Source organism: Haloferax sp. S2CR25 (assembly GCF_031624535.1).
GTDB lineage: Archaea > Halobacteriota > Halobacteria > Halobacteriales > Haloferacaceae > Haloferax > Haloferax massiliensis.
The window spans coordinates 238,533-261,163 of sequence record NZ_JAMQOO010000002.1 but is presented as its reverse complement, the minus strand read 5'-3'; the positions used below and the strand labels follow the sequence as shown (position 1 = coordinate 261,163).

Here is a 22,631-nt window from a genome sequence, read left to right as displayed (position 1 = left end):
CATGCAGGCAACTATCCGAGACCTGAACGGCGACGACGCGGGCAGCATCGACCTGCCCGAGGTCTTCGAGACGGCTTACCGTCCGGACCTCATCAAGCGTGCCGTCATCGCCGCGCAGGCAAACCGAAAACAGCCGTACGGTGCCGACCCCTACGCCGGACTTCGAACCCCGGCAGAGTCCATGGGCAGCGGCCGTGGGATGTCCCACGACCCACGCCAGAACGGCGTCGCCCGACGCGTCCCGCACGCCGTCTCCGGCCGTCGCGCTCACCCGCCGAAGGCCGAGAAGGACCAGGGGAAGGAGATCAACACGAAGGAGCGTAAGCTCGCCGTCCGCTCGGCGCTCGCCGCCACGACGGACTCCGAGCTCGTCGCCGAGCGCGGTCACCGCTTCGACGACGACGTCGAGCTCCCTCTCGTCGTCTCCGACGACTTCGAGGACCTCGTCAAGACGCAGGAGGTCGTCGACCTCCTGCAGTCGCTCGGCGTCTACGACGACATCGAGCGCTCCGAGGAGAACAAGAAGGTCAAAAGCGGCCAGGGCAAGCTCCGCGGTCGCAAGTACACCCGTCCGAAGTCCATCCTCTTCGTGACGGCCGACGAGCCCTCGAAGGCGGCTCGCAACCTCGCCGGCGTCGACGTCGCCACCGCGGCGAACGTCTCCGCCGAGGACCTCGCGCCCGGCACCCACGCCGGTCGCCTCACCCTCTTCACCGAAAGCGCACTTGAGGAGGTCGCAGACCGATGAGCATCATCGAACACCCGCTGGTCACGGAGAAGGCGATGAACCAGATGGACTTCGACAACAAGCTCCAGTTCATCGTCCACATCGACTCGACGAAGTCCGACGTGAAGGACGAAGTCCAGTCGCGCTACGACGTGACCGTCGAGAAGGTCAACACGCAGGTCACGATGAAAGGTAAGAAGAAAGCAACAGTTCGTCTCTCTGAAGACGACGACGCGCAGGAAGTCGCGTCGCGTATCGGGGTGTTCTAACCATGGGACGCCGAATTCAGGGCCAGCGTCGCGGTCGCGGTACGTCCACCTTCCGGGCGCCGTCGCACCGCTACAAGGCCGAACTGTCGCACAAGAAGTCCGAGGACAAAGACACCATCACGGGCACGGTCGTCGGCATCGAGCACGACCCCGCACGCAGCGCGCCCATCGCCCTCGTGGAGTTCGAGGACGAACAGCGCATGATTCTCGCGCCCGAGGGCATCTCTGTCGGCGAAGAGCTTCAGATCGGCGTTTCCGCCGAAATCAAGCCCGGCAACACGCTGCCGCTCGCCGAGATTCCCGAGGGTGTCCCCGTCTGTAACGTCGAACACCAGCCCGGCGACGGCGGGAAGTTCGCCCGCGCCTCCGGCGTGAGCGCGCAGCTGCTCTCGCACGACCGCAAGGTCGCTATCGTGAAGCTCCCGTCGGGCGAGGTCAAGCGCCTCAACCCCAACTGCCGAGCCACCATCGGCGTCGTCGCCGGTGGCGGCCGCACGGAGAAGCCGTTCGTCAAGGCAGGCAAGAAGTACCACAAGATGAAAGCGCGCGGTATCAAGTGGCCGCGCGTGCGTGGTGTTGCTATGAACGCCGTCGACCACCCGTTCGGTGGCGGCGGCCGGCAGCACCCCGGTCAGCCGAAGTCCGTCTCGCGGAACGCTCCGCCGGGCCGGAAGGTCGGTGACATCGCCTCCAAACGCACCGGTCGCGGTGGCAAGGGAGGTAAGTAACCATGAGTACGCAATACCGCACCGGCCGCGAAGGTGAGTTCACCTACCGCGGCTACACGCTCGACGAGCTGCAGGAGATGGAGCTCGACGAGGTCGCGGAACTGCTCCCCGCTCGTCAGCGGCGAACCATCACCCGAGGCCTGTCGGCCGAGCACGAGAAGCTGCTCGCGAAGGCTCAGGACAAGACGGAAGAGGAGACGGCAAACGCGCCCATTCGAACGCACCTGCGCGACATGCCGATTCTCCCCGAATTCGTCGGTCTCACCTTCGCCGTCTACACCGGTCAGGAGTTCGAGCGCACCCAGATTCAGCCCGAGATGATCGGACACTACCTGGGCGAGTTCCAGCTGACCCGTAGCTCGGTCGAGCACGGTCAGGCCGGTATCGGCGCGACCCGGTCTTCGAAGTTCGTGCCCCTCAAGTAAACCATGGGAATCAACTACAGCGTCGAGGCCGACCCGGACACCACGGCCAAGGGTATGCTCCGGGACCGGCCCATCAGCATCAAGCACAGCAAGGCCATCTCCCGCGCCATCAAGGGGATGCCCGTCGCCGACGCAGAGGAGTACCTCGAAGCCGTCATCGACGGCGAGCGGTCGGTTCCGTTCAAGCAGCACAACTCCGGCGTCGGTCACCGAAGCGACATCGACGGCTGGGACGCGGGTCGGTACCCCGAGAAGGCGTCCAAGGCGTTCCTCGAACTCCTCGAAAACGTTCGCAACAACGCGACCGAACAGGGCTTCGACGGACCGGCCATGGAGATCAAGCACGTCGCCGCCCACAAGGTCGGCGAGCGTCAGGGTCGCAAGCCCCGTGCCTTCGGTCGGGCGGACCCGTGGAACACCCCAATCTGTGACGTCGAACTCATCATCGAAGAGGTCGAGGAATAATGGCTGACGAACACCAATTCATCGAGAACGGACTGCAGCGGTCCCAGATCGACGAGTTCTTCGCGGAAGAACTCGGTCGAGCGGGCTACGGCGGCATGGACGTCGCCAAGACGCCGATGGGCACCCAGATCGTGCTCAAGGCCGAAAAGCCCGGGATGGTCATCGGGAAAGGCGGGAAGAACATCCGTAAGGTCACCCGCGAACTCGAAGAGCGATTCAACCTCGATGACCCCCAGATCGACGTGCAGGAAGTCGACGAACCGGACCTCAACGCCCGGATCGTCGCCGACCGCCTCGCCAACGCGCTCGAACGCGGCTGGTACTTCCGTAAGGCGGGCCACACGACCATCGACCGCATCATGGACGCCGGCGCACTCGGCGCCGAAATCGTCCTCTCCGGCAAGGTCACGGGCGCTCGCTCCCGCGTGGAGAAGTTCAACCGCGGCTACATCAAGCACAACGGCGAGCCCGCACAGGAGATCGTCGACGAGGGCCAGGGCGTCGCAGTCATGAAGCTCGGAACCATCGGCGTGACGGTCAAGATCATCCCGCCGGGTGCGCGCCTCCCCGACGACTTCGAAGTCGAGGAAGACGCCAACCCCGACGCGGTCGAACAGATCGAAGAGACCGAGAGCGTCGAGGACCTCCTCGAAGAGGAGCCGGAAGAGGTTCCGGACGTCTCCGAGGAGGCCGACGCCGACGCCGAGACGGACGCCGTCGACGAAGACGTCGTTGAGGAAGCGGCCGTCGAAGCGGTCGAAGAGGAAGTCGTCGACGACGAAGCCGACGACGAGGACGACGAAGCAGTCGAGGAAGTCGTCGACGACGACGAGGAACTCGACGAAGACGTCGCCGAAGAGGCGGCCGACCTCGTCGCGGAGATGGAAGACGAAGACGACGACGAAACGGAGGAAGAATAAATGGCGATCCTCTACACCGAAGAGATTCGCGACATGACGCCCGCAGAGCGCACCGCAGAGCTCGAAGAGCTCGAGACGGAGCTGCTCAACGCGAAGGCCGTGCAGGCCGCGGGTGGCGCGCCGGAGAACCCCGGCCGCGTCTCTGAACTGAAGAAGACCATCGCCCGAATCAAGACGATTCAGGGCGAAGAAGGCGACCTCGACGAAGAATAATGCCACTGACACCCGAGACCCTCGTGCGACACGAACTCAACGGCCTCCACGTGGAGGTCGTCGACGCGGCGAACCCCGACCTCGTCGGGATAGCCGGTCGCATCGTCGTCGAAACGATGCACACGTTCATGGTCGACGACGGCTCTCGGGTGCGGCAGGTGCCAAAGCGAGGGGCGACCTTCGAATTCGAAATTCCGCGTACAGATGAAGCCGCCGACGCCTCGAAGGCGTCGGGGACCGCGTCCAAACTTCGGTCGGATACTACTGGCGGATTTGATGCCAGTCAGTCTGATCGGCTCGCCGACTCATCATCGGCGGCTTCCCGTTCCGGGAATTGCGAGGGCGTGGCCTACGTTACGGTGGATGGCGCACAACTGCTCTCACGACCCGCCCTGCGCACCGAAACTACAGGTGACTCGAAATGGCGATAGGACTTGACGTTCCAATGCCTCCGGAACCTGACGATTCCGAGGCTTACGACTACGAAAAATGTCCGTTCTACGGCTCGCTCTCCGTCCGGGGTCAGACCCTGGAGGGGACAGTCGTCTCGACGGACATGGCAAAGACCGTCATCGTCGAGCGGGAGTACGACGTATTCGTTCCGAAGTACGACCGCTACATGAAGCGACGTTCCCGCATCCCGGCACACGTGCCGGGCGTGCTCGACGACGTCGCTGTCGGTGACGAAGTAACGATTGCGGAGACCCGACCTCTCTCGAAGACGAAATCCCACGTCGTCGTCGAGATTATCGGAGGTGACGAGTGATGGAAGCGCTCAAAGCGGACATCACCAAGGGTGTCGCCCGTGGCTCGCTGGTCACGTGCGCCGACAACACCGGCGCTCGTGAACTGAAGATTATCAGCGTCGCGGGTTACTCCGGCACGAAGAACCGCCACCCCAAGGCAGGTATCGGGGACAAGGTGACCGTCTCGGTCACCAAGGGTACCCCCGAGATGCGCCGCCAGGTGCTCGAAGCGGTCATCGTCCGCCAGCGGAAATCTATCCGCCGGCCCGATGGCACGCGTGTGAAGTTCGAGGACAACGCCGCCGTCATCATCGACGAGATGGAAGAGCCTCGCGGGACCGAAATCAAGGGTCCCGTCGCACGCGAAGTCGCCGAGCGCTTCGGGAGTATCGCATCGACGGCTACGATGATTGTATAGTATGACTCGACAACCGCGCAAACAGCGAACCCAGATTCGCGACGCGCCGCTCCACGAGCGGCAAAAGCAGGTCCGCGCACCGCTGTCGGCCGAACTCCGCGAGGAGTACGGCAGCCGTAACGTCCGCGTCAACGCGGGCGACACGGTCGAGGTGCTCCGCGGCGACTTCGCCGGCGAAGAAAGCGAAGTCACCGAGGTCGACCTCAGGGACGCCGTCATCTACGTCGACGGCGTCACCGTTGAGAAAGCCGACGGCGAGGAGGCCCCACGCCCCCTTCAGGCCAGTAACGTCCGCGTGACGGAACTGGACCTCGAAGACGACGTGCGCGAGGCCCGACTCAAGGAGGATAACGAATGACTCGACACCAGAAGCGACTGTCCGTACCGAAGTCCTGGCCGGTCGAGCGCAAGACAGGCACGTTCACGGTCAAGGCCGGAGCGGGTCCGCACGGCGAGGCGGGGGTTCCCCTCATCATCGTCCTGCGCGACGTGCTCGGCTACGTTGACTCGAAGAAGGAGGCCCAGTACGCCCTCAACCACCAGAGCATTCTGGTCAACGGCGACGTGGCCTCCGACGTCCGCCGTCCCATCGGGATGTTCGACATCCTGGCGTTCGTCCAGCGAGAGGAGTACTACCGCGTCTTCCCCGACGAGGGAGGCCGCCTGGCGCTGACGCCCATCGACGCCGATTCGGCATCCAGCCGGCTCGGCAAGATCGTGGGCAAGACGCAGGTCACCGGTGGCGACTTCCAGCTGACGCTCCACGACGGGGCGACCCTCGTCGTCGAGGACGCCTCGGAGTACAGCGGCAAGGACTCCATCGTCGTCGACAACGAGACGAAGGACGTCGTCGCGCACTTCCCCTACGAGGAAGGCGCGCTCGTCACGGCTGTCAACGGGCAGCACGCCGGCGAAATCGGCGAGGTTACAGAGATAATCGTCACGCCCGGCAGCGGGAACAACTCCGTTGTCGTCGAGACCGAAGACGGCGAGTTCGAGACGGTCGAACAGTACGTCGTCGTCATCGACGAGAACTTCACGGGTTCGGACGACGAGTCCGAAGCACGTCAGGCTACTGACGGCGGTGATGACGAATGAGCGAGGCTGACTTCCACGCGATGCGCGACCCGCGCATCGAGAAGGTCGTCGTCCACATGGGCGTCGGCGAAGGTGGTCGCGAACTCGCCAAGGCCGAGGACATCCTCGAAGAGATCACCGGTCAGGAGAGCGTTCGCACGATCTCCGGCCGCGCCTCGCAGGACTTCGGCGTTCGTCGCGGCGAACCCGTCGGCGCGAAGGTCACCCTCCGTGGTGACACCGCCGTCGAATTCCTCGAAACCGCGCTCCCCATCGCGGACCTCTCGGTCTCGTCGTTCGACGAGACTGGCAACTTCGGCTTCGGCGTCGAAGAGCACACGGAGTTCCCGAGCCAGGAGTACGACCCGCAGATCGGTATCTACGGGCTGGACGTGACGGTCAACCTCGTCCGCCCCGGCTACCGAGTGAAAAAGCGCGACAAGCGTTCCCGGCAGATTCCGTCGTCCCACCGGATGACCGTCGAGGACGCCGTCGCGTTCATCGAGTCCACGTTCGACGTGGAGGTTGAAGAATGAGCGATAGCGAAACAGAACAGACGGGCGAGCACGCGTCCCGCCGCACCGGCCAGGAGAACGAGTGCCGGCGCTGCGGTCGAAAACAGGGACTTGTCAGCAAGTACGACATCAACCTGTGCCGCCAGTGCTTCCGAGAGATCGCCCGCGAGATGGGATTCAAGAAGTACCGATAAGCAATGGCTGACAACGACCCACTCAGTAGCGCGCTCTCCGGTGTGGACAACGCCGAGAGCGTCGGACACCTGTCCCACGAGATCCAGCCCGCCTCCAACATCATCGGCTCCGTCCTCGAGGTCTTCTACGACCGCGGGTACATCGACGGCTTCGAGTTCGTCGACGACGGCAAGGCCGGTCTGTTCGAGGTCGAACTGAAAGGCGCAATCAACGATTGTGGCGTCGTCAAGCCCCGGTATTCCGCCGGGGCCGACGACTTCGAGAAATGGGAGAAGCGATTCCTCCCCGCCCGTGACTACGGCGCGCTCATCGTCACGACGAGCCACGGCGTCATGAGCCACTACGAGGCCCGCGAGAAGGGCATCGGTGGCCAGATCATCGCCTACGTCTACTAGAACAATGAGCCGAATAGAAATCGAAATCCCGGACGAGGTATCCGCCGAGGTCAAGAACCTCGAGCTCACCATCGAGGGCCCCAACGGAAGCGTCACCAAGCGCCTCTGGTACCCGAACGTCTCGGTCTCCGCCGAAGACGACGCTATCGTCATCGAGAGCGACGTCGAGAACGCGAAGACCAACGCGACCATCGGTACCTTCGAGAGCCACGTGAACAACATGCTTCACGGCGCGACCGAGGGGTGGGAGTACAAGATGGAAGTCCACTACGCTCACTTCCCGATGCAGGTTAGCGTCGAAGGGAGCGACGTGGTCATCAAGAACTTCCTCGGCGAGAAGTCCCCGCGACGAGCGCAGATTCGCGGCGACACGGACGTACAGGTCGACGGCGAAGAACTCACCCTGACGGGCTCCAACAAGGAGGACGTCGGGCAGACCGCCGCCGACATCGAACAACTCACCCGCGTCAAGGACAAGGACACTCGCGTGTTCACCGACGGCGTGTACATCACCCAGAAACCGCAGACTGGTGATGCCTAATGTCGGAAGAAATCACCGAACTCGAAGACATCAGCGGCGTCGGCCCGTCGAAGGCCGACGCGCTCCGCGAAGCCGGCTTCGAGAGCGTCGACGACGTACAGGCCGCGAGCCAGTCCGAACTGGCCGGGGCCGACGGCATCGGGAACGCGCTCGCCGCGCGTATCAAAGCCGACGTCGGTGGCCTCGAGGTCTCCGACGAGGCCGAGGCCGAAGTCGAAGACGAGTCCGAAGCCGAGCCTGAGGAAGAGGAAGCCGAAGAGGTCGAGACGGAGCTTCAGCCCCGCGGTCACGCGGACAAGAAGCCCCAGCTCGACGACGAAACCGCGGAGGCCCTGGCGCAGAAGCGCCGCGAGGGCAAGCCGCAGTTCAACCGGCAGGACTACCACAAGAAGAAGCGCACGCCCACGTCGTGGCGTCGCCCCCGTGGTGGTCTCTCCAAGCAGCGTATCGGCATCAAGGGCAAGGGCCCCAAGGTCGAGGCGGGCTACCGCACGCCGAAGGCCGCCCGCGGCCTTCACCCGTCGGGCTTCGAGGAGGTCCGCGTGTTCAACACGGACGACCTCGAAGGCATCGACGGCGATACGCAGGCAGTTCGCATCGCCTCCTCGGTCGGCGCGCGCAAGCGCGAGCGCATCGAGGAAGCGTGTGAGGACCGCGAGATTCGCGTCCTCAACCCCACCTACGTCGAAGTCGAGGTGGACAACTGATGACGGACCTCAAAGCGCAGAAGCGAATGGCGGCCGACGTCCTCGACGTCGGCAAGGGTCGAGTTTGGTTCGACCCCGAGGAACAGGCCGAAATCGCGGAGGCCATCACGCGCGAAGACATCCGTGAACTCGTCGACGAGGGAACGATTCGCGCCAAGGACGCCAAGGGCAACTCGAAGGGTCGCGCACGCGAGCGCGCCGCCAAGCGTTCCTACGGTCACCGCAAGGGTGCCGGCTCCCGCAAGGGCCGTTCCGGCGCTCGACAGAACAAGAAAGACGCATGGGTCAGCCGAATCCGCGCCCAGCGCCGTCGCCTGAAGGAGCTTCGCGAGGACGGAACGCTCGACCGTTCCCAGTACCGCTCGCTCTACAACAAGGCGTCCGGTGGCGAATTCGATAGCGTGGACCGGCTCGAAGCGTACATTCAGAACAACTACCAGGTGGAGATTCAATAATGGCGACCGGACCACGATACAAGGTTCCGATGCGGCGTCGCCGCGAAGTCCGGACCGATTACCATCAAAGGTTGCGCCTGCTGAAATCGGGCAAGCCCCGCCTCGTTGCTCGCGTGAGCAACAAGCACGTCAGGGCGCAGCTGGTCACTCCGGGCCCGCAGGGCGACGAGACCCACGCTGCAGCGACCTCTGCCGACCTCGACGAGTACGGCTGGGAAGCCCCCACGGGCAACCTCCCGAGCGCGTACCTCACGGGGTATCTGGCAGGTAAGCGGGCGCTGGCCGCCGGCGTCGAGGAAGCGGTCCTCGACATCGGCCTCAACACGGCCACGCCCGGTAACAAGGTCTTCGCGGTGCAGGAGGGTGCTATCGACGCTGGCCTCGAAATCCCCCACAACGACACAGTACTCGCTGATTGGGACCGCAACCGCGGTGTCCACATCGCCGAGTACGCGGAGCAGCTCGACGAGCCGCTCTACAGTGGAGACTTCGATGCCACGAACCTCCCCGACCACTTCGACGAAGTGCTCGGGAACCTTCAGGAGGACGAATGAGCAGAAATAACAACGGCTGGGAGCCGCGAACGCGGCTCGGCCGCATGGTGCAGAACGGCGACGTCACGTCGATGGACCAGGCGCTCGAGACGGGACTTCCGCTCAAGGAACCCCAGCTCGTCGACCAGCTCCTTCCCGGACTGGACGACGAGGTGCTCGACATCAACATGGTCCAGCGCATGACCGACTCCGGCCGCCGGGTGAAGTTCCGGTGTGTCGTCGCAGTCGGGAACCGTGACGGCTACCTCGGCTACGCTGAGGCCCGCGACGACCAGGTCGGCGGTGCCATCCAGAAAGCCATCGAGGTGGCGAAACTGAACATCATCAAGGTGGACCGCGGCTCGGGGTCGTGGGAAGACCGCGCAGGCGGCCTCAACTCCCTCTCGCGCAAGGCGGAGGGGAAGGCCGGCTCCGTGACGGTCCGCATCATCCCCGCTCCGCAGGGCCTCGGCCTCGCGGCCGCAGAGACCGTTCGCAACATCCTCGAACTCGCCGGTATCCAGGACGCCTGGACCAAGAGCGACGGGAACACCCGAACCACGGTCAACCTCGCGAAGGCGACCTACAACGCGCTCAAGAACGCGTCGCAGTCCCGCACGCCGCGGCGCGCTCGCGAAGTCCGTCAGGAGGTGCGCGAATAATGCAGGCTATCGTTCAGCTTCGCGGTGAGGTCAACATCGCACAGGACGTCCGCGACACGCTCTCGATGCTCAACATCCACCGCGTGAACCACGCGACGTTCGTGCCGGAGACCGACGCCTACCGCGGGATGATCTCGAAGGTCAACGACTTCGTCGCGCACGGTGAGCCGAGCGTCGACGTCGTCGAGACCCTCATCAGCACGCGCGCCGAGCCCGAGGAGGGCGACGCCGACATCACCGACGAGTGGGTCTCCGAGAACACCGACTACGACGACGTGGCCGCGCTCGCGCAGGCCATCGTCGACGAGGAGACGACGCTGCGAGCGCAGGGCGTCTCCCCCGTGCTCCGTCTGCACCCGCCGCGCGGCGGCCACCGCGGACAGAAGCACGTCACCAAGGAAGGCGGTCAGCTCGGAAAGCACAGCACCGAACAGATCGACGAGCTCCTGGAGGACATGCGATGACGTCCAAGAAGCGACGACAGCGCGGCTCGCGCACGCACAGCGGCGGTACCCACAAGAACCGGCGTGGCGCCGGTCACCGCGGCGGTCGCGGCCGCGCCGGACGCGACAAACACGAGTTCCACAACTACGAGCCGCTCGGCAAGCACGGCTTCAAGCGACCGGACGTCCTGCAGGACGACGTCGCCGAAGTCAAGATCCAGAAGCTCGACGAGGACGCGGCGCTCCTCGCGGCCGACGGAGTCGCCGAGAAGGACGGCGACACCTACACCATCGACGCCCGCGACGTGGCCGAGGACGGCTGGGAAGCGGACGTCGTGAAGGTGCTCGGCGGCGGGCAGGTCCGCAACGAACTGCACGTCGTCGCCGACGCCTTCACGGCCGGTGCCGTCGAACTCATCGAAGAGGCAGGCGGCGACGCCGAACTCTCCGAACGCGCTGAAGAAGCGGCCGAGGCCGAGGAATCGGCCGACGCCGACGAAGACGACGAGGAATAAATCATGGGATGGAAGGACGCCGCCGAACCAGTGCTTTCGCGGATGCCCGCAGTCGCCCGACCGGAGGGACACGTCCCGTTCCGCCGGAAGCTCGGGTGGACCGGCGGCATCCTCGTCTTGTACTTCTTCCTGACGAACGTGACGCTGTTCGGCCTCGACGCCGCGACCGCGAACGACCTGTTCGGTCAGTTCCGGTCCATCCTGGCCGGCCAGCAGGGCTCGGTGCTCCAACTGGGCATCGGCCCCATCGTCACGGCGAGCATCGTCCTGCAACTGCTCGGCGGTGCTGACCTGCTCGGGCTCGACACGGACAACAACCCGCGCGATCAGGTCCTCTATCAGGGCCTCCAGAAGCTCCTCGTCGGAGTCATGATCTGCCTGACGGGGCTGCCGATGGTGTTCGCCGGCAACTTCCTGCCGGCCGACCAGGCCGTAGCGACGTCGCTCGGCATCGGGACGTTCGGCGTTCGGAGTCTCATCTTCGCGCAGATCGCCGTCGGCGGCGTCCTCATCCTGTTCATGGACGAAATCGTCAGTAAGTGGGGCGTCGGCTCCGGCGTCGGCCTGTTCATTATCGCCGGCGTCAGCCAGCAGCTCGTCGGTGGGCTGTTCAGCTGGCAGGGTCTCGGCGGCACGTCGGGGCTGTTCCCGACGTGGATCGGTATCGTCACCGGTGCCATCGAACTGCCGGCCTCGCCGAGAGACCTGCTGTCGACGATCTTCCTCGGTCAGGGACAGCTGCTCGCGCTCATCACGACGCTTCTCATCTTCGGCATCGTCGTCTACGCCGAGAGCGTCCGCGTCGAGATTCCCCTCTCGCACGCCCGCGTGAAGGGCGCTCGCGGTCGCTTCCCAGTGAAGCTCATCTACGCGAGCGTCCTGCCGATGATCCTCGTTCGCGCCCTGCAGGCGAACATCCAGTTCCTCGGGCGCATCCTCAACAACTCGTGGGTCGGCATGCCCACGTGGCTCGGCCAGTACACGGGCGGACAGGTCACCGGTGGCCTGTTCTACTACCTCGCGCCCATCCAGTCGCGCTCCGACTGGATGTGGTTCCTCGGCCTCACGTCGGCCGACCCGCTCGACATCGCCATCCGCGTGCTCATCGACCTGGTCTTCATGATCGTCGGTGGCGCGGTGTTCGCGATCTTCTGGGTCGAGACGACGGGCATGGGTCCGGAATCGACCGCGCGACAGATTCAGAACTCCGGGATGCAGATTCCCGGGTTCCGACGCAACCCGCAGGTCATCGAGAAGGTCATGGAGCGGTACATCCCGCAGGTGACCGTCATCGGTGGCGCGCTCGTCGGCCTGCTCGCCGTCATGGCGAACATGCTCGGCACCATCGGTGCAGTCTCCGGGACGGGGCTGCTCCTCACGGTCTCCATCACGTACAAGCTGTACGAGGAGATCGCGGAGGAACAGCTCATGGAGATGCACCCGATGATGCGCAACATGTTCGGCTCCGAATAGCGAGGGCCGACGCGCTCGACGGCCGCCGCGCGCCGCGGCGAACGTCACTTCTACAACACTTCATTTTTACCGCGCTCGACTGGATAGCGGCGCGCCCGCCTCGACGGACGCCGCCCGCGCCGTCGGCAATCCGGTCACTTTTGACTCCCGGCGGGGGACAGTCGGGGTATGCACGAGGGGCGACTCGCGGTCGATATCGAGACGGCCAGCCCGAACGGCCCGCCGAGCGACTTCCGAGACACCGACGACTTCGAGTTGGTCGCGGTCGGGCTGGGCCACCGCGTCGGCGACGGCGTCACTGACGCCGACCCCGAGGTCGAAGTCGAGGTGCTCCTCCGCGACGGCGACTGGTCGCTCGCCCACACCGCCGACCTCCTCCGGCGAGTCGTCGAGTGGTGCGAGGCCCGCGGCGGGGGCGTCGTCACCTACAACGGCGAGTACTTCGACGAACACCACCTCCGCGCGTGGGCCGACCGCGTCGCCGACGCCGGCGTCTGGGCGGACGCGCCGCGGCGAATCGACGCGCTGTTCGCCGACCACCTCGACCTCGGGACGCTCGCCGCCGAGGCGTACCCGGGTGCGGTCCGGGCGAACCGCGACATCCCGGCGCTGTGGAAGGCGTGCGAGGAAGCCGGCGTCGACCAGCCGACCGTCTGGTACGACGACTACGACCTCCCGGCGGGCTACCTCAAACGCCTCGGCGTCGAGGACGGCCACGTCAAGGGGGCGCACGTCGGCGAGGCGCTGGGGGAGGCCTACGTCGAGGGCGTCGTCGCGGGGCTCGACCACACGCGGACGCACGCCGAACTCACTCGGCTCCTCGTCGACTACGCCGCCGGCGACATCGAGCCGCTGTTTTCGCTCCGCGACGCGCTCCGCCGGACCGACGCGAGCGCGGACTGACGACACGCGGTAACACGTGTCGAACCGAGACGGGCGAGCGTCCTGTCTCGCGGCAAACGTTTAGCCGCCGGCAGTCGTAGCCCGTGGTATGAACGACCTCGAACCGGCGGCCGCCGTCGAGGAGGCGCTCCGCGGCAACGGCATCAGCGTCGAGTCCGTCTCGCTCGACGACTCCGTCTCGCTGACCTATCTCACGGCGTTCCCCGACGTCGAACCCGACCACGGCGAAGTCGGCCGGGCGGTCACGGCCTTCCTCGACCTCGCCCAAGACGACGAGTTCGAACCGAGGACCGTCGAGGCGACGGTCCTTCGAAGCGAGGGCGACGTGCAGGCGACGTGGACGCTCGAAGCCGACTGGATTCGCGCGTACAACGACTACGCGCTGGACGACGAGGAGCTGTCCGAGCGCGTCCTCGACAGCCTCTACGAGGGGGGCGACGCGTGAGCGCGTGGCGACACCGCGGTGAGCCGCCGGCCGCGCGCGGCCCGCGTCGACCCTCGCACTTCGAGTACTCCCGGGTTTCGCTGACGTTCGACAGCGGGGGGACGAACTGCGCGGGCTGGCTCTATCGCCCTGACGGCGTCGAGTCGCCGCCGGTGGTCGTCATGGCCGGCGAACTCGCCGCGGAGCGTCGCTTCGGCCTCCGCACCTACGCGGAGCGGCTGGCCGAGGCGGGCTACGCGGCGTTCCTCTTCGACTATCGGAACACCGGCGACTCCGACGGCGAGCCCCGGAACCTCGTCGCGCCCGACGCGCAGGTGGCCGACTGGCACGCGGCGCTCTCCGGCCTCCGCGAGCGCGACGAGGTGGACTCGCGCTCGGTCGTGCTCTGGGGCGCGGGGCTCTCCGGCGGCTACGCTCTCCGCGCGGCGGCCGAAGACGGCCGTGTGGCCGCCGTCGTCGCCCAGAACCCGATGCTCGACGGGAAGGCGGTCACGCGCGGTCGCGGCGTCAAGGGCACGCTCGCCGCACTCGCGGCCGGCGTCCGGGACAGACTCCAGTCGCGGTTCGTCGGCCCGCATCGCGTCCCCGTCGTCGGCGACGGGTCGTCGATGGCCGTCTTCGAAGACCCCGGCGTGCGCGCCGCCTACCGCGACCTCGTGCCGCCGGGGAGCGCGTGGCGCGACGAGACGCCTGCGCGGCTGTTCCTCTCGTTGCTCCGGTACCGGGCGCTTCCGGACCCCGGGGCGCTCACCTGTCCGGCCCTCCTCGTCGCCGGGACGCGCGACGACCTCGCACCCGCCGACGCGGTCGCCGACCTCGCGGACGAGCTTTCGGACGCGACGCTGGTCGAACTCCCCGCGGGCCACTTCGACCACTACGACCGGGCGTTCGAACAGACGTTCGGCCACCTCCTGTCGTTCCTCCGAACGGTTCGCTGACGGAAGTCGTCAACCCGTTGAATCCTCGCGCGAACCATTATGTCCTCACCCGGCCTATACTGCATAGAAATGTCCACATCCACCCGTCTCGTCTCGTTGTTACTCGTCGTCGCGCTCGTCGCGGGGGGCGCGTCCGCGCCGGCGTTCGCACAGGAGTCGGAGACGCCGAGCGACGCTGACACACAGCGGCTTCTCGAAGAGGGGGTCGCGCTGTACAACGACAACATCGAAGAGTTAGACGTCTCGTTCGCCCGGAGTCTCGTCGCGGGGCGGACGGTGAACGTCTACGTCGAAGACGGGGGCGAGACCCGGGTGTTCTCGGCGTCGGTGCGAGACGACATGCGAATCGAAGACCTGTCGACCGGCCCCGACAGCGAGGCGTCGACCCGAATCACGACGGACCGAGGGACGCTCGAAACCATCGCCGAGTCGCCGGAGCCGATGTCCGAGGTGCGAAGCGCCCTCTCCGACGACCGCATCCGCGTCAACGGCGAGCGCGGACACCCCGTCGACCAGGTCGTCTGGACCGTCGCCAACACGTTCAAGAGCTTCTTCCTCTGAGCCCGTCCCGAACGTCCGAATCCGTCTTTTTCTCCGCGTCGTCTGGTCCGTGCGTCCGTAACCCACTTTGCCACCGTTCTCGTCTCTCCGTCGATGACGTTCACGCGCACGGTCGAACTCGACGGCCACATCATCGACTCGGGGATGATGCAACAGGCCATGGGTATCGTGATGGACCTCGGCGGCGACTTCGACGTCGAGCAGTTCGACGTCGGGCGGCAGAAAGACGAGCCGTCCTACTGCCGGATGTCGGTGACCGCGGGCGACCGCGAGACGCTCCAGGAGATACTGCACGAGCTCCACCAGATCGGCGCGAACCTCACGGACCCCGTCGACGCCCGCGTCGAGGCCTCGCCGGCCGACCGGGTCGTCCCCGTGGGATTTTACTCGACGACGAACCACCCGACCGACGTTCGGTATCGCGGCGAGTGGCTCCCGGTCGAGAATATCGAGATGGACTGCGCGATAGTCGTCGAGGAGACCGACGACGGCCCGCGCGCCTACACGAAGGTCCTCAACGGCATCGAGGAGGGCGACCTCGTCGTCACCGACGAGGCGGGGATTCGCGTCAAGCCGCCGGAGCGCCCCCGCGATTCCTCCGGCCCCTTCGGGTTCATGCAGGGCGGCGTCTCCTCGGAGCGCCCCTCGGAGTCGCTCATCGGCGAGGTCGCCGACGCGCTCCGCGAGACCAAGGCAGACGGCGGGAACGTCCTCGTCGTCGCCGGGCCGGCGCTCATCCATTCGGGCGGCGGCGACGCCCTCGCCGACCTCGTCCGCGAGGGCTACGTGGACATGATTTCGGCCGGCAACGGCTTCGCCACCCACGACATCGAGCGCGGGCTGTACGGCACCTCCCTCGGGATGGACATGGAGACGATGGAACACCCCCGGAAGGGCCACAAACACCACATCTACACGATAAGCGAGGTCATCCGCGCCGGCGGCATCGCCGAGGCGGTCGAGGAGGGACTCATCGAATCGGGCGTGATGTACGAGTGCGTGAAACACGACGTGCCGTACGTCCTCGCGGGGTCGATTCGGGACGACGGCCCGCTGCCGGACACCATCACCGACACCATCGAGGCGCAGAACGCCATCCGCGAGCAGGCCCACCGCGCCGACATGGTGCTCATGCTCTCGACGCTCCTGCACTCGGTCGCCGTCGGCAACTGCCTGCCCTCGACGGCCAAGACCGTCTGCGTGGACATCAACCCCGCGACCGTCACGCAACTGCTCGACCGCGGCTCCTCGCAGGCCATCGGCATGGTCACGGACATCGGAACGTTCGTGCCGACGCTCGCCGAGAAGGTGCTCGAAGCCGACGACGACAACTGACCGGGTCGCCCCCGCCCGTTCCGCCGCGGTGCGCCGTCTGACGTGTCTATTATGACCCCGGGTGGTCTCTCGTGTCCTGTATGCAACCCAAAGCAGCGCGAGTGCTCCTCGCCGCAGTCATGATTCTCCTCGCCGGGTGCGGGGGCGGCGTCGGCGGCGACGCCACGACCGCGACCGAACCGGCGACGGACGCGACGACGGCCGCCGCCGAGTCGACCGACCAGAGCGGTGACGCCGCCGCAGAACGCTCCTCGGTCACGTTTAACGGGACGTGGGACCAGCAGTACCGGACCGGGCAGTACTACCGCTACGACATCGAGAGCTCGAACATCGACGGCACCGCCACCTACGAGTGGGAGGTCGTCTCCGCGACCGACGACGAGGTGACGGTTCGGACGAGACTGGTCACGCCAAACGGGACGAGCGAGCAGACCGTGACCGCGCCGCCGGACGAGGTGTACGGCGAACTCGCCGGAAGCCCGTCGGGGTCGGTCGCCACCCTCGGGTTCGACTCGCCGTACTACAGCGGCGTCGACGGCGAGACTCTCAGCGTCGGCGACAGCTGGGAGTCCTCGGGCGCGAACGGGACCGTGAGCTTCGAGGTCGAAGCGCTATCGACCTACGCCGGCCTCGAATGTGCGAACTTCGTCGTCCGGACGAACGGCAGCGTCTTCTGGGAGAGCTGCGTCACGCCGGAGAGCCCGCTGCCGGGCTACGTGGCGTTCTACGAGGAGGAGGGCGACGAAACTCCGGCGTTCGAGATGGAACTCGTCGAGTACCGAGCCGGAGACTAGCGCGGCCGCGGGCGACTTCGGACGCGACGATCAGACTTTTTCCAGCGGGACGACCGCCATCGGGATGTTCGAGTTCAAAAGCACGTCCTGTGCCGTGCTCCCGAAGACGATTTTCGAGGTCGGATTGCGCTTTCGGATGCCGATGACGATTTCGTCGGCGTCCTGTTCGTCGGCGCACTGGAGGATGTCGTCGGCGGCGTCGTTGCCGCGGATGTACTGGTGGGTCTCCACGTCCACGAGGTCGCCGAGCCGAGACGTCACGACGTTCAGGGCGTCCTCGCCGTCGCGGACGTCCTCGCTGTCGGTCTCGTCGCCGCCGCGGTGGGAGTTGACGACGTGGAGCACGTCGCCGGCGTCGATTCGCCGCGAGAGATAGTCGCAGACTTCGGCGCTCGTGTGGACCGAGTTCGTCCCGATAACGTATGTTGCCATGCCCCATATCGCTACGCCGTCCTATAAAAATCCACGCCCGACCGCGCTCGTCAGGCCGGCCGCATCATCGCCAGCACGTCGTCTCTCGTCATCGCTTTCCCGTGTTCGTCGTGGGCGTGTCCCTGAATCACTTTCACCACCTCGTTTCTGTTCTCCGAGGTCACGCTGAACCCGCACGAACACGTCGCCTGCTGCATCGCCTTCGACATAGCAGTACAGATACGCGCTCCGGAGCCAAAGCGTGTGTTCACCCCCGCCGAGACACTCCCGCCGGCGGGCGGATTCCTGAAACCGTGTCGTCGCCGGCACGTCAGCCGCTCTCCGAACCCATCGGGGACAAAACATATACCGGATCGTAAATGTCACTCGGGTATGGAAAGAAACGCCCTCCTCACCGCCGGGGCGGTCGGCGTCGTCGTCGTGGCGCTCGTCGCCGCCGCCGTCGTTCCGGGGGTCGTCGCGGACCCGACCGACGACGGGCCCGTCCGTCCCGGCCCGGTGGACGTCGCCGGCGTCTCCATCGCGGCCGGGGAGGCGACGGGGGAGACGGTCACGCTCGAAATCGAGACGCGAATCGACCACCGAGGCAACCCGACGGAGAACGTGAGCGTGCTCGTCCGCGCCGTCGACGCCGAGTCGGGACTGCTGACGACGACGCAGGAACTCGACGTCGGGACGCTCTCGAAGGACGGTGAGACGGCGACGACGACCAACCTCACGGTGCCCCGCGAGGGCGGCTACGACGTCGAGGTCGTCCTCTACAGCGACGACGAGCGGGTCGACGAGGCGCGAAAGAGCGTCCGCGGCGTCTCGGCCATCAAGCCGCCGTACCTCCGGTCGACCACCTCGTTCACCGACAGCGAGGCGCTCCCGCCGGTGTCGTTCGCCATCGCGGAGACCGGCGAGGACCGGACGACGCTCGACCTGACGGCGACGCTGACGAACGCCGGCGACGACCCGGCCGAGGAGCTCTCGGTGCTGTTCGTCCTCCGGCAGGCCGAGTCCAACATCGTCGCCTCCCGGACGACGGTCGACGCGGGGACCATCGAGGCCGGTCGGACCGAGACGGTGGACGCGTCGGCGAGCGTGCCGAACGACTACAACTACTACATCGACGCCGTGTTGCTCCGCGACGGAGTCGTCATCGACACCGCTCGCGGCGCGGCGAACCTGAACCCAACGAGGACGATTAGCGTGAACCAGACCAGAGAGGACGTGGAACTCCGCGTCGAAGACTTCGAGAACGGCGACGGCGGCGACGCGCCGCGAGAGACCGACAACGAACCCGTCGAGACCTCCTCGTCGGCACCCGGCTTCGGCCCGATACTGGCGGTCGTGGGACTGCTCGCGGCCGTCTTCGTCGCCCGGAGGTGGTCGCAATGAGCGACGAGACGCGGACGGAGACGGAGCGGTCGACGACCGACGAGCCACCGACGGCCGACGACGACGCGACCGGCGTGGACAGGCTTCGAGAGCCCACGGACCCGGCCGACGACGAGGAAAGCGAGAACCGCGAGTTCGCGGAGCGGATGCGCCGCTACCTCGACTACGCGGTCCTCGCGGGACTGCTGTTGCTCGCGCTCATCGCGGCGCTACAGTTCTACCTCAACGCGAGTCAGACCATCACGACGTGGGTGAACCCCGAGTACCGCGCGCCGTTCCAAGCGGCGTTCAACCTCGTGTTGCTCCTCGGGGCGGCGCTCGGCGTCTCCGTCCAGCTTCGCCGGCTGACGAGCGACTGAGCCGCGCCGAGGGGTAGCTCACCACCACACAGTTTTCAGGCCGCCGCCCGAGTCGTCGGCTATGAACTTCCTCTTCGTGTCGGCGGACGCCGCGCTCATCACCGACCTCGCGTGGCAGGTCCACAGGGAGGGCCACGACGTGCGGTACTACATCGAGGCCGAGCGCGACAGGGAAATCGGCGACGGCTTCGTCCCGAAGACCGACGACTGGCGCGCGGAGGTCGACTGGGCCGACGTCGTCGTCTTCGACGACATCTGGGTCGGCTCCGACATCGGGACCGGCGCGCTGGCGCAGGAACTCCGCGAGGAGGGACACGCCGTCGTCGGCGGGACGCCGAACACCGACCGTCTCGAAGAGGATCGCGGCTACGCGATGGAGGTGCTCGAAGAACACGGCGTCAACACGGTCGAACAGCGCGTCTTCCGCGACTTCGACGAGGGAATCGAGTACGTCCGGCGGAACCGCGCGCCCTACGTCATCAAGCCGCTCGGAGAGGTCCAGAACGTGAAGCGCCTGCTCTACGTCGGCAACGAGGACGACGGCAGCGACGTGGTCGAGGTGCTCCGCGCGTATAAGGAGGCGTGGGGCCACCGGATGAAGGGCTTTCAGCTCCAGCGGAAGGTCGAGGGCGTCGAAATCGCGGTCTGCGGCTTCTTCAACGGGGAGACGTTCGTCGACCCGGTGAACTTCAACTTCGAGCACAAGAAGCTGTTTCCGGGCAACATCGGCCCCTCGACCGGCGAGATGGGCACGTCGATGTTCTGGGCCGGGCGGAATCGGCTGTTCGAGGAGACGCTGGGCCGGCTCGAACCGTGGCTCGCCGCGGAGGGCTACGTCGGGAGCATCGACATCAACTGCATCGTCAACGAACACGGCATCTCACCGCTGGAGTTCACCCCGCGGTTCGGCTACCCGACGATTACGCTCCAAGAGGAGTCGTTCGAGTCGTCGACCGCGCAGTTCTTCTACGACCTCGCCCACGGCAACGACCCCGACCTCTCGGTCCACAACGGCTTCCAAATCGCGGTCCGCATCGTCCTGCCGCCGTTCCCCTTCACCGACGAGAAGACCTACGACGAGAACTCGCGGAACGCGGCGGTCGTCTTCGAGACCGACAGCCGCGAGGGCGTCCACATCGAGGACGCGAAGCTCGTCGACGGGCAGTGGCGCGCCGCCGGTGAGAGCGGTATCCCGCTCGTCGTCACCGGCAAGGGCGAGACGATGCAGGAGGCGAGAAGACAGGCGTACGACCGCGTCGACGACATCGTCATCCCGAACCTGTACTACCGAGACGACATCGGGGAGCGGTGGATAAGCGGCGACGGCGACCGACTGCTCGCGTGGGGCTACCTCGGCCCGGCCGACGAGTAGTCGATTCGTCGGGACCCGATCAACTGAGCGCCAGCCACGCGGCGAAGACGGCGAGGCCGCCGACGGCGGTGCTCAGCGCGGCGTGGAACCTGAGGCGGTCGAGAATCTCGTGAGCGTGGCCGTCTTCGACAGACAGGAGTTCGTGAATCTCGCTCCCGATTTCACAGCGCGGGAGGAAGTCCATGGCGACGTGGAGGAACACGCCGGAGGCGAAGCCGAAGACGAGGCCGCGGAAGGCGTCGGTCGCCGGGAGCGACACGGCGCTGGAGACGATGGCGGCGATGCCGAGGCCCGCCGCGGGGAGGAGCAACGGCGCGACCGACCGGTCCTGTCCCGAGAGCCGGCGGGCGGCGGCGTAACCGGCCGGGCCCTTGTGCGAGACGATGGCGAGGCCGAGACCGACGCCCACGTCGATGTTGCCGTAGACGATGCCGATAATCGCGCCCGCGGAGACCGCGTGTGCCGAGAGCTCCGCCACGGTGCGGTCGATAGGCAAGTCCATGTGGGCGAATCGATGGCCGACGGTATGGGCGGCGAAGCCAGTGAGGATACCGAACGCGATGCCGAAGCCGCCGAACTGGGGGTGGTGACCGAGCGCCTGCGGGACCAGAAACACCGCGGCGCTCGTCACCATCGCGCCGCTGGCGAGGCCGTAGCCCCACACGAGTCCCTCGGCGTGTTCGGCCCGACTCCGCGCGCCGAGCGGCGCGGCGAACGCCATCGCGCCGAAAGCGGCCCACGAGACGATAAGCAGGTCCCACGCCTCGGCGCTCGCGGCGTACCCGGAGAGCGAGACGAGCGCCACGACGCTCCCCGCGCCGATGGCCGTCGAACGGTTCATATTATGAACGAAATGGTTCGGATTAATAAGGGGCGCGGTTCCGGCGGAGCGCGGGGGTCGAAACGGCGAGAGACCTCAGCGCGTCGCCCGCTTCCACGCCTTGAGGTCCGCGATATCGCCGTCGAACTCGGCGGGGTCGGCGTCGGTCGCCGCCCAGACGAACAGGTCGGCCACGTCGTCGGGGTCGCGGCCCTGTCCGCCGGTGAGGTCGGTGGCGACGAGGCCGGGGTCGACGACCGTCACGGTCCGGTCGCAGTCGGCGGCGAACTGCCGAACGAGCGCCTCGGCGGCCGCCTTGGAGACGGCGTACGCGCCCATTCCGGGCTTCGCCTCGCGGGCGACGGAGCCGGAGGGGACGAGGATTCGCCCGTCGTCGGCCATGTGCGGGAGCGCCTCTTTGACCGCCGCGAAGACGCCGCGGACGTTCGTTCGGAGGGTGTCGTCGAACGCCGCGTAGGACTCCTCGGGCGCGGGCATCTCGCCGGGCGTCCCGTGGGCGACGGCGGCGTTGGCGACGAGCACGTCGATTTCCCCGCCGGAGCGGGCCGCCGTCTCCATCAGGCGCTCCATGTCGAGTTCGTCGCGCACGTCGGCGCGGACGGCGCTGGCGGTGCCGCCGCCGCCCTCGATGTCGTCGACGACAGCCCGGAGGGCGTCGGCGTCGCGGGCGCAGACGACGACCGTCGCGCCGGCGCGACCGAGGGCGCGCGCGACCGCCGCGCCGATGCCGGAACTCGCACCCGTGACCACCGCGGTGGTGTCGTTCATGCGGGGCCGTAAGGAGGGACCGAGCCTAAAGCTACCCCCCGTCGGCGGTCGGTTCGGTCAGTCGATTTATCCCCTCTA

General features: G+C 66.6%; 36 protein-coding genes. 32 read left to right on the top strand and 4 right to left on the bottom strand.

Annotated elements, in window-relative coordinates; genetic code table 11:
* Position 1: 1 nt before the first annotated feature.
* The 29 genes from rpl4p (at position 2) to NDI65_RS06540 (ending at position 17,398) form a co-directional block, all read left to right on the top strand.
* Complete coding sequence (rpl4p, locus tag NDI65_RS06680; RefSeq protein ID WP_089781313.1) at positions 2 to 748, top strand: 50S ribosomal protein L4; 747 nt, start codon at positions 2 to 4, stop codon at positions 746 to 748.
* Positions 745 to 996, top strand: a complete 252-nt coding sequence (locus NDI65_RS06675; RefSeq protein ID WP_004974911.1) for a 50S ribosomal protein L23 — start codon at positions 745 to 747, stop codon at positions 994 to 996. Before rpl4p ends, NDI65_RS06675 begins: the two co-directional genes overlap by 4 nt.
* 2 nt (positions 997 to 998) lie before the next feature.
* Positions 999 to 1,724, top strand: a complete 726-nt coding sequence (locus NDI65_RS06670) for a 50S ribosomal protein L2 (protein WP_042663556.1) — start codon at positions 999 to 1,001, stop codon at positions 1,722 to 1,724.
* Positions 1,725 to 1,726: 2 nt separating this feature from the next.
* Entirely contained in the window at positions 1,727 to 2,149 is a 423-nt protein-coding gene (locus NDI65_RS06665) for a 30S ribosomal protein S19 (RefSeq protein ID WP_004042610.1), read from the top strand.
* Between the two features lie 3 nt (positions 2,150 to 2,152).
* Positions 2,153 to 2,614: a 50S ribosomal protein L22 gene (locus NDI65_RS06660; RefSeq protein ID WP_004042608.1), complete on the top strand. Its 462-nt coding sequence runs from the start codon at positions 2,153 to 2,155 to the stop codon at positions 2,612 to 2,614.
* A complete protein-coding gene (locus NDI65_RS06655; protein WP_089781315.1) occupies positions 2,614 to 3,534 on the top strand; it encodes a 30S ribosomal protein S3 in 921 nt (306 codons plus the stop codon). The genes NDI65_RS06660 and NDI65_RS06655 overlap by 1 nt, the downstream gene beginning before the upstream one ends.
* Positions 3,535 to 3,747 (top strand): 50S ribosomal protein L29, encoded by a 213-nt coding sequence (rpmC, locus tag NDI65_RS06650; RefSeq protein WP_004062417.1) that lies wholly within the window; start codon positions 3,535 to 3,537, stop codon positions 3,745 to 3,747. It begins immediately after the preceding gene.
* On the top strand, positions 3,747 to 4,178 hold the full coding sequence (locus tag NDI65_RS06645; RefSeq protein ID WP_042663560.1) for a ribonuclease P protein component 1: 432 nt from the start codon (positions 3,747 to 3,749) through the stop codon (positions 4,176 to 4,178). The genes rpmC and NDI65_RS06645 overlap by 1 nt, the downstream gene beginning before the upstream one ends.
* Positions 4,169 to 4,513, top strand: coding sequence for a 30S ribosomal protein S17 (locus tag NDI65_RS06640; protein WP_042663561.1), 345 nt, complete (start codon positions 4,169 to 4,171; stop codon positions 4,511 to 4,513). The genes NDI65_RS06645 and NDI65_RS06640 overlap by 10 nt, the downstream gene beginning before the upstream one ends.
* Positions 4,513 to 4,911, top strand: a complete 399-nt coding sequence (locus NDI65_RS06635) for a 50S ribosomal protein L14 (RefSeq protein WP_004042597.1) — start codon at positions 4,513 to 4,515, stop codon at positions 4,909 to 4,911. Before NDI65_RS06640 ends, NDI65_RS06635 begins: the two co-directional genes overlap by 1 nt.
* Before the next feature lies 1 nt (position 4,912).
* Entirely contained in the window at positions 4,913 to 5,269 is a 357-nt protein-coding gene (gene rplX / locus NDI65_RS06630) for a 50S ribosomal protein L24 (RefSeq protein WP_042663563.1), read from the top strand.
* Complete coding sequence (locus NDI65_RS06625) at positions 5,266 to 6,009, top strand: 30S ribosomal protein S4e (protein WP_089781318.1); 744 nt, start codon at positions 5,266 to 5,268, stop codon at positions 6,007 to 6,009. Before rplX ends, NDI65_RS06625 begins: the two co-directional genes overlap by 4 nt.
* On the top strand, positions 6,006 to 6,524 hold the full coding sequence (locus tag NDI65_RS06620) for a 50S ribosomal protein L5 (protein WP_004969589.1): 519 nt from the start codon (positions 6,006 to 6,008) through the stop codon (positions 6,522 to 6,524). Before NDI65_RS06625 ends, NDI65_RS06620 begins: the two co-directional genes overlap by 4 nt.
* The gene (locus NDI65_RS06615) at positions 6,521 to 6,697 is read left to right on the top strand and encodes a 30S ribosomal protein S14 (RefSeq protein ID WP_004042587.1); all 177 of its coding nucleotides are present in this window, start codon (positions 6,521 to 6,523) and stop codon (positions 6,695 to 6,697) included. Before NDI65_RS06620 ends, NDI65_RS06615 begins: the two co-directional genes overlap by 4 nt.
* 3 nt (positions 6,698 to 6,700) lie before the next feature.
* Complete coding sequence (locus NDI65_RS06610; protein WP_004042581.1) at positions 6,701 to 7,093, top strand: 30S ribosomal protein S8; 393 nt, start codon at positions 6,701 to 6,703, stop codon at positions 7,091 to 7,093.
* Between the two features lie 4 nt (positions 7,094 to 7,097).
* Complete coding sequence (locus tag NDI65_RS06605; RefSeq protein WP_004974940.1) at positions 7,098 to 7,634, top strand: 50S ribosomal protein L6; 537 nt, start codon at positions 7,098 to 7,100, stop codon at positions 7,632 to 7,634.
* Positions 7,634 to 8,341, top strand: coding sequence for a 50S ribosomal protein L32e (locus NDI65_RS06600; protein ID WP_089781320.1), 708 nt, complete (start codon positions 7,634 to 7,636; stop codon positions 8,339 to 8,341). The genes NDI65_RS06605 and NDI65_RS06600 overlap by 1 nt, the downstream gene beginning before the upstream one ends.
* A complete protein-coding gene (locus tag NDI65_RS06595) occupies positions 8,341 to 8,796 on the top strand; it encodes a 50S ribosomal protein L19e (protein WP_008095301.1) in 456 nt (151 codons plus the stop codon). The genes NDI65_RS06600 and NDI65_RS06595 overlap by 1 nt, the downstream gene beginning before the upstream one ends.
* Positions 8,796 to 9,350, top strand: a complete 555-nt coding sequence (locus tag NDI65_RS06590) for a 50S ribosomal protein L18 (protein WP_089781322.1) — start codon at positions 8,796 to 8,798, stop codon at positions 9,348 to 9,350. Before NDI65_RS06595 ends, NDI65_RS06590 begins: the two co-directional genes overlap by 1 nt.
* A complete protein-coding gene (locus tag NDI65_RS06585) occupies positions 9,347 to 9,991 on the top strand; it encodes a 30S ribosomal protein S5 (RefSeq protein WP_049920563.1) in 645 nt (214 codons plus the stop codon). Before NDI65_RS06590 ends, NDI65_RS06585 begins: the two co-directional genes overlap by 4 nt.
* Positions 9,991 to 10,455: a 50S ribosomal protein L30 gene (locus NDI65_RS06580; RefSeq protein WP_089781324.1), complete on the top strand. Its 465-nt coding sequence runs from the start codon at positions 9,991 to 9,993 to the stop codon at positions 10,453 to 10,455. The genes NDI65_RS06585 and NDI65_RS06580 overlap by 1 nt, the downstream gene beginning before the upstream one ends.
* Entirely contained in the window at positions 10,452 to 10,949 is a 498-nt protein-coding gene (locus NDI65_RS06575; protein ID WP_089781326.1) for an uL15m family ribosomal protein, read from the top strand. Before NDI65_RS06580 ends, NDI65_RS06575 begins: the two co-directional genes overlap by 4 nt.
* Positions 10,950 to 10,952: 3 nt before the next feature.
* Positions 10,953 to 12,422: a preprotein translocase subunit SecY gene (gene secY / locus NDI65_RS06570; protein ID WP_089781328.1), complete on the top strand. Its 1,470-nt coding sequence runs from the start codon at positions 10,953 to 10,955 to the stop codon at positions 12,420 to 12,422.
* Positions 12,423 to 12,590: 168 nt separating this feature from the next.
* Positions 12,591 to 13,325: a hypothetical protein gene (locus tag NDI65_RS06565; RefSeq protein ID WP_089781330.1), complete on the top strand. Its 735-nt coding sequence runs from the start codon at positions 12,591 to 12,593 to the stop codon at positions 13,323 to 13,325.
* Between the two features lie 88 nt (positions 13,326 to 13,413).
* Entirely contained in the window at positions 13,414 to 13,770 is a 357-nt protein-coding gene (locus tag NDI65_RS06560) for a hypothetical protein (RefSeq protein ID WP_089781332.1), read from the top strand.
* Positions 13,767 to 14,708 (top strand): alpha/beta fold hydrolase, encoded by a 942-nt coding sequence (locus NDI65_RS06555; protein ID WP_310893491.1) that lies wholly within the window; start codon positions 13,767 to 13,769, stop codon positions 14,706 to 14,708. The genes NDI65_RS06560 and NDI65_RS06555 overlap by 4 nt, the downstream gene beginning before the upstream one ends.
* A 69-nt stretch (positions 14,709 to 14,777) precedes the next feature.
* Positions 14,778 to 15,269, top strand: coding sequence for a hypothetical protein (locus NDI65_RS06550; RefSeq protein WP_089781336.1), 492 nt, complete (start codon positions 14,778 to 14,780; stop codon positions 15,267 to 15,269).
* 93 nt (positions 15,270 to 15,362) lie between these two features.
* Positions 15,363 to 16,604: a TIGR00300 family protein gene (locus tag NDI65_RS06545; RefSeq protein WP_089781338.1), complete on the top strand. Its 1,242-nt coding sequence runs from the start codon at positions 15,363 to 15,365 to the stop codon at positions 16,602 to 16,604.
* Between the two features lie 101 nt (positions 16,605 to 16,705).
* Entirely contained in the window at positions 16,706 to 17,398 is a 693-nt protein-coding gene (locus NDI65_RS06540; RefSeq protein ID WP_089781733.1) for a hypothetical protein, read from the top strand.
* A 30-nt stretch (positions 17,399 to 17,428) separates the two neighbouring features.
* Here NDI65_RS06540 and NDI65_RS06535 read toward each other — a convergent pair whose 3' ends face one another.
* Entirely contained in the window at positions 17,429 to 17,830 is a 402-nt protein-coding gene (locus NDI65_RS06535; RefSeq protein ID WP_089781340.1) for a universal stress protein, read from the bottom strand.
* Positions 17,831 to 17,880: 50 nt separating this feature from the next.
* Entirely contained in the window at positions 17,881 to 18,039 is a 159-nt protein-coding gene (locus NDI65_RS06530; RefSeq protein ID WP_089781343.1) for a DUF1059 domain-containing protein, read from the bottom strand.
* 163 nt (positions 18,040 to 18,202) lie between these two features.
* On the opposite strand from NDI65_RS06530, the gene NDI65_RS06525 reads away from it, so the two are divergent.
* From NDI65_RS06525 to NDI65_RS06515, 3 genes are all read left to right on the top strand, one after another.
* The gene (locus NDI65_RS06525; protein ID WP_089781345.1) at positions 18,203 to 19,213 is read left to right on the top strand and encodes a PGF-CTERM sorting domain-containing protein; all 1,011 of its coding nucleotides are present in this window, start codon (positions 18,203 to 18,205) and stop codon (positions 19,211 to 19,213) included.
* Positions 19,201 to 19,572 (top strand): hypothetical protein, encoded by a 372-nt coding sequence (locus tag NDI65_RS06520; protein ID WP_089781347.1) that lies wholly within the window; start codon positions 19,201 to 19,203, stop codon positions 19,570 to 19,572. Before NDI65_RS06525 ends, NDI65_RS06520 begins: the two co-directional genes overlap by 13 nt.
* 61 nt (positions 19,573 to 19,633) lie before the next feature.
* Positions 19,634 to 20,944, top strand: a complete 1,311-nt coding sequence (locus NDI65_RS06515) for a phosphoribosylamine--glycine ligase (protein WP_089781350.1) — start codon at positions 19,634 to 19,636, stop codon at positions 20,942 to 20,944.
* A gap of 19 nt (positions 20,945 to 20,963) precedes the next feature.
* Here NDI65_RS06515 and NDI65_RS06510 read toward each other — a convergent pair whose 3' ends face one another.
* Both NDI65_RS06510 and NDI65_RS06505 read right to left on the bottom strand, forming a co-directional pair.
* Complete coding sequence (locus NDI65_RS06510; protein ID WP_310893490.1) at positions 20,964 to 21,785, bottom strand: ZIP family metal transporter; 822 nt, start codon at positions 21,783 to 21,785, stop codon at positions 20,964 to 20,966.
* Positions 21,786 to 21,860: 75 nt separating this feature from the next.
* Positions 21,861 to 22,553 carry an SDR family oxidoreductase gene (locus tag NDI65_RS06505; protein ID WP_310893489.1) on the bottom strand — a complete coding sequence of 231 codons (693 nt, stop codon included), beginning with the start codon at positions 22,551 to 22,553 and terminating at the stop codon, positions 21,861 to 21,863.
* Positions 22,554 to 22,631: the final 78 nt, after the last annotated feature.

Coding starts and splice junctions, on each gene's coding strand:
- NDI65_RS06595 (WP_008095301.1), top strand. CDS start 8,341: ATGACGGACCTCAAAGCGCAGAAGCGAATGGCGGCCGACGTCCTCGAC.
- NDI65_RS06510 (WP_310893490.1), bottom strand. CDS start 21,785: ATGAACCGTTCGACGGCCATCGGCGCGGGGAGCGTCGTGGCGCTCGTC.
- NDI65_RS06620 (WP_004969589.1), top strand. CDS start 6,006: ATGAGCGAGGCTGACTTCCACGCGATGCGCGACCCGCGCATCGAGAAG.
- NDI65_RS06605 (WP_004974940.1), top strand. CDS start 7,098: ATGAGCCGAATAGAAATCGAAATCCCGGACGAGGTATCCGCCGAGGTC.
- NDI65_RS06530 (WP_089781343.1), bottom strand. CDS start 18,039: ATGTCGAAGGCGATGCAGCAGGCGACGTGTTCGTGCGGGTTCAGCGTG.
- rpmC (WP_004062417.1), top strand. CDS start 3,535: ATGGCGATCCTCTACACCGAAGAGATTCGCGACATGACGCCCGCAGAG.
- NDI65_RS06615 (WP_004042587.1), top strand. CDS start 6,521: ATGAGCGATAGCGAAACAGAACAGACGGGCGAGCACGCGTCCCGCCGC.
- NDI65_RS06640 (WP_042663561.1), top strand. CDS start 4,169: ATGGCGATAGGACTTGACGTTCCAATGCCTCCGGAACCTGACGATTCC.
- secY (WP_089781328.1), top strand. CDS start 10,953: ATGGGATGGAAGGACGCCGCCGAACCAGTGCTTTCGCGGATGCCCGCA.
- NDI65_RS06580 (WP_089781324.1), top strand. CDS start 9,991: ATGCAGGCTATCGTTCAGCTTCGCGGTGAGGTCAACATCGCACAGGAC.
- NDI65_RS06665 (WP_004042610.1), top strand. CDS start 1,727: ATGAGTACGCAATACCGCACCGGCCGCGAAGGTGAGTTCACCTACCGC.
- NDI65_RS06635 (WP_004042597.1), top strand. CDS start 4,513: ATGGAAGCGCTCAAAGCGGACATCACCAAGGGTGTCGCCCGTGGCTCG.
- rpl4p (WP_089781313.1), top strand. CDS start 2: ATGCAGGCAACTATCCGAGACCTGAACGGCGACGACGCGGGCAGCATC.
- rplX (WP_042663563.1), top strand. CDS start 4,913: ATGACTCGACAACCGCGCAAACAGCGAACCCAGATTCGCGACGCGCCG.
- NDI65_RS06590 (WP_089781322.1), top strand. CDS start 8,796: ATGGCGACCGGACCACGATACAAGGTTCCGATGCGGCGTCGCCGCGAA.
- NDI65_RS06535 (WP_089781340.1), bottom strand. CDS start 17,830: ATGGCAACATACGTTATCGGGACGAACTCGGTCCACACGAGCGCCGAA.
- NDI65_RS06645 (WP_042663560.1), top strand. CDS start 3,747: ATGCCACTGACACCCGAGACCCTCGTGCGACACGAACTCAACGGCCTC.
- NDI65_RS06610 (WP_004042581.1), top strand. CDS start 6,701: ATGGCTGACAACGACCCACTCAGTAGCGCGCTCTCCGGTGTGGACAAC.
- NDI65_RS06660 (WP_004042608.1), top strand. CDS start 2,153: ATGGGAATCAACTACAGCGTCGAGGCCGACCCGGACACCACGGCCAAG.
- NDI65_RS06585 (WP_049920563.1), top strand. CDS start 9,347: ATGAGCAGAAATAACAACGGCTGGGAGCCGCGAACGCGGCTCGGCCGC.
- NDI65_RS06525 (WP_089781345.1), top strand. CDS start 18,203: ATGGAAAGAAACGCCCTCCTCACCGCCGGGGCGGTCGGCGTCGTCGTC.
- NDI65_RS06505 (WP_310893489.1), bottom strand. CDS start 22,553: ATGAACGACACCACCGCGGTGGTCACGGGTGCGAGTTCCGGCATCGGC.
- NDI65_RS06565 (WP_089781330.1), top strand. CDS start 12,591: ATGCACGAGGGGCGACTCGCGGTCGATATCGAGACGGCCAGCCCGAAC.
- NDI65_RS06670 (WP_042663556.1), top strand. CDS start 999: ATGGGACGCCGAATTCAGGGCCAGCGTCGCGGTCGCGGTACGTCCACC.
- NDI65_RS06675 (WP_004974911.1), top strand. CDS start 745: ATGAGCATCATCGAACACCCGCTGGTCACGGAGAAGGCGATGAACCAG.
- NDI65_RS06575 (WP_089781326.1), top strand. CDS start 10,452: ATGACGTCCAAGAAGCGACGACAGCGCGGCTCGCGCACGCACAGCGGC.
- NDI65_RS06550 (WP_089781336.1), top strand. CDS start 14,778: ATGTCCACATCCACCCGTCTCGTCTCGTTGTTACTCGTCGTCGCGCTC.
- NDI65_RS06655 (WP_089781315.1), top strand. CDS start 2,614: ATGGCTGACGAACACCAATTCATCGAGAACGGACTGCAGCGGTCCCAG.
- NDI65_RS06600 (WP_089781320.1), top strand. CDS start 7,634: ATGTCGGAAGAAATCACCGAACTCGAAGACATCAGCGGCGTCGGCCCG.
- NDI65_RS06545 (WP_089781338.1), top strand. CDS start 15,363: ATGACGTTCACGCGCACGGTCGAACTCGACGGCCACATCATCGACTCG.
- NDI65_RS06515 (WP_089781350.1), top strand. CDS start 19,634: ATGAACTTCCTCTTCGTGTCGGCGGACGCCGCGCTCATCACCGACCTC.
- NDI65_RS06560 (WP_089781332.1), top strand. CDS start 13,414: ATGAACGACCTCGAACCGGCGGCCGCCGTCGAGGAGGCGCTCCGCGGC.
- NDI65_RS06625 (WP_089781318.1), top strand. CDS start 5,266: ATGACTCGACACCAGAAGCGACTGTCCGTACCGAAGTCCTGGCCGGTC.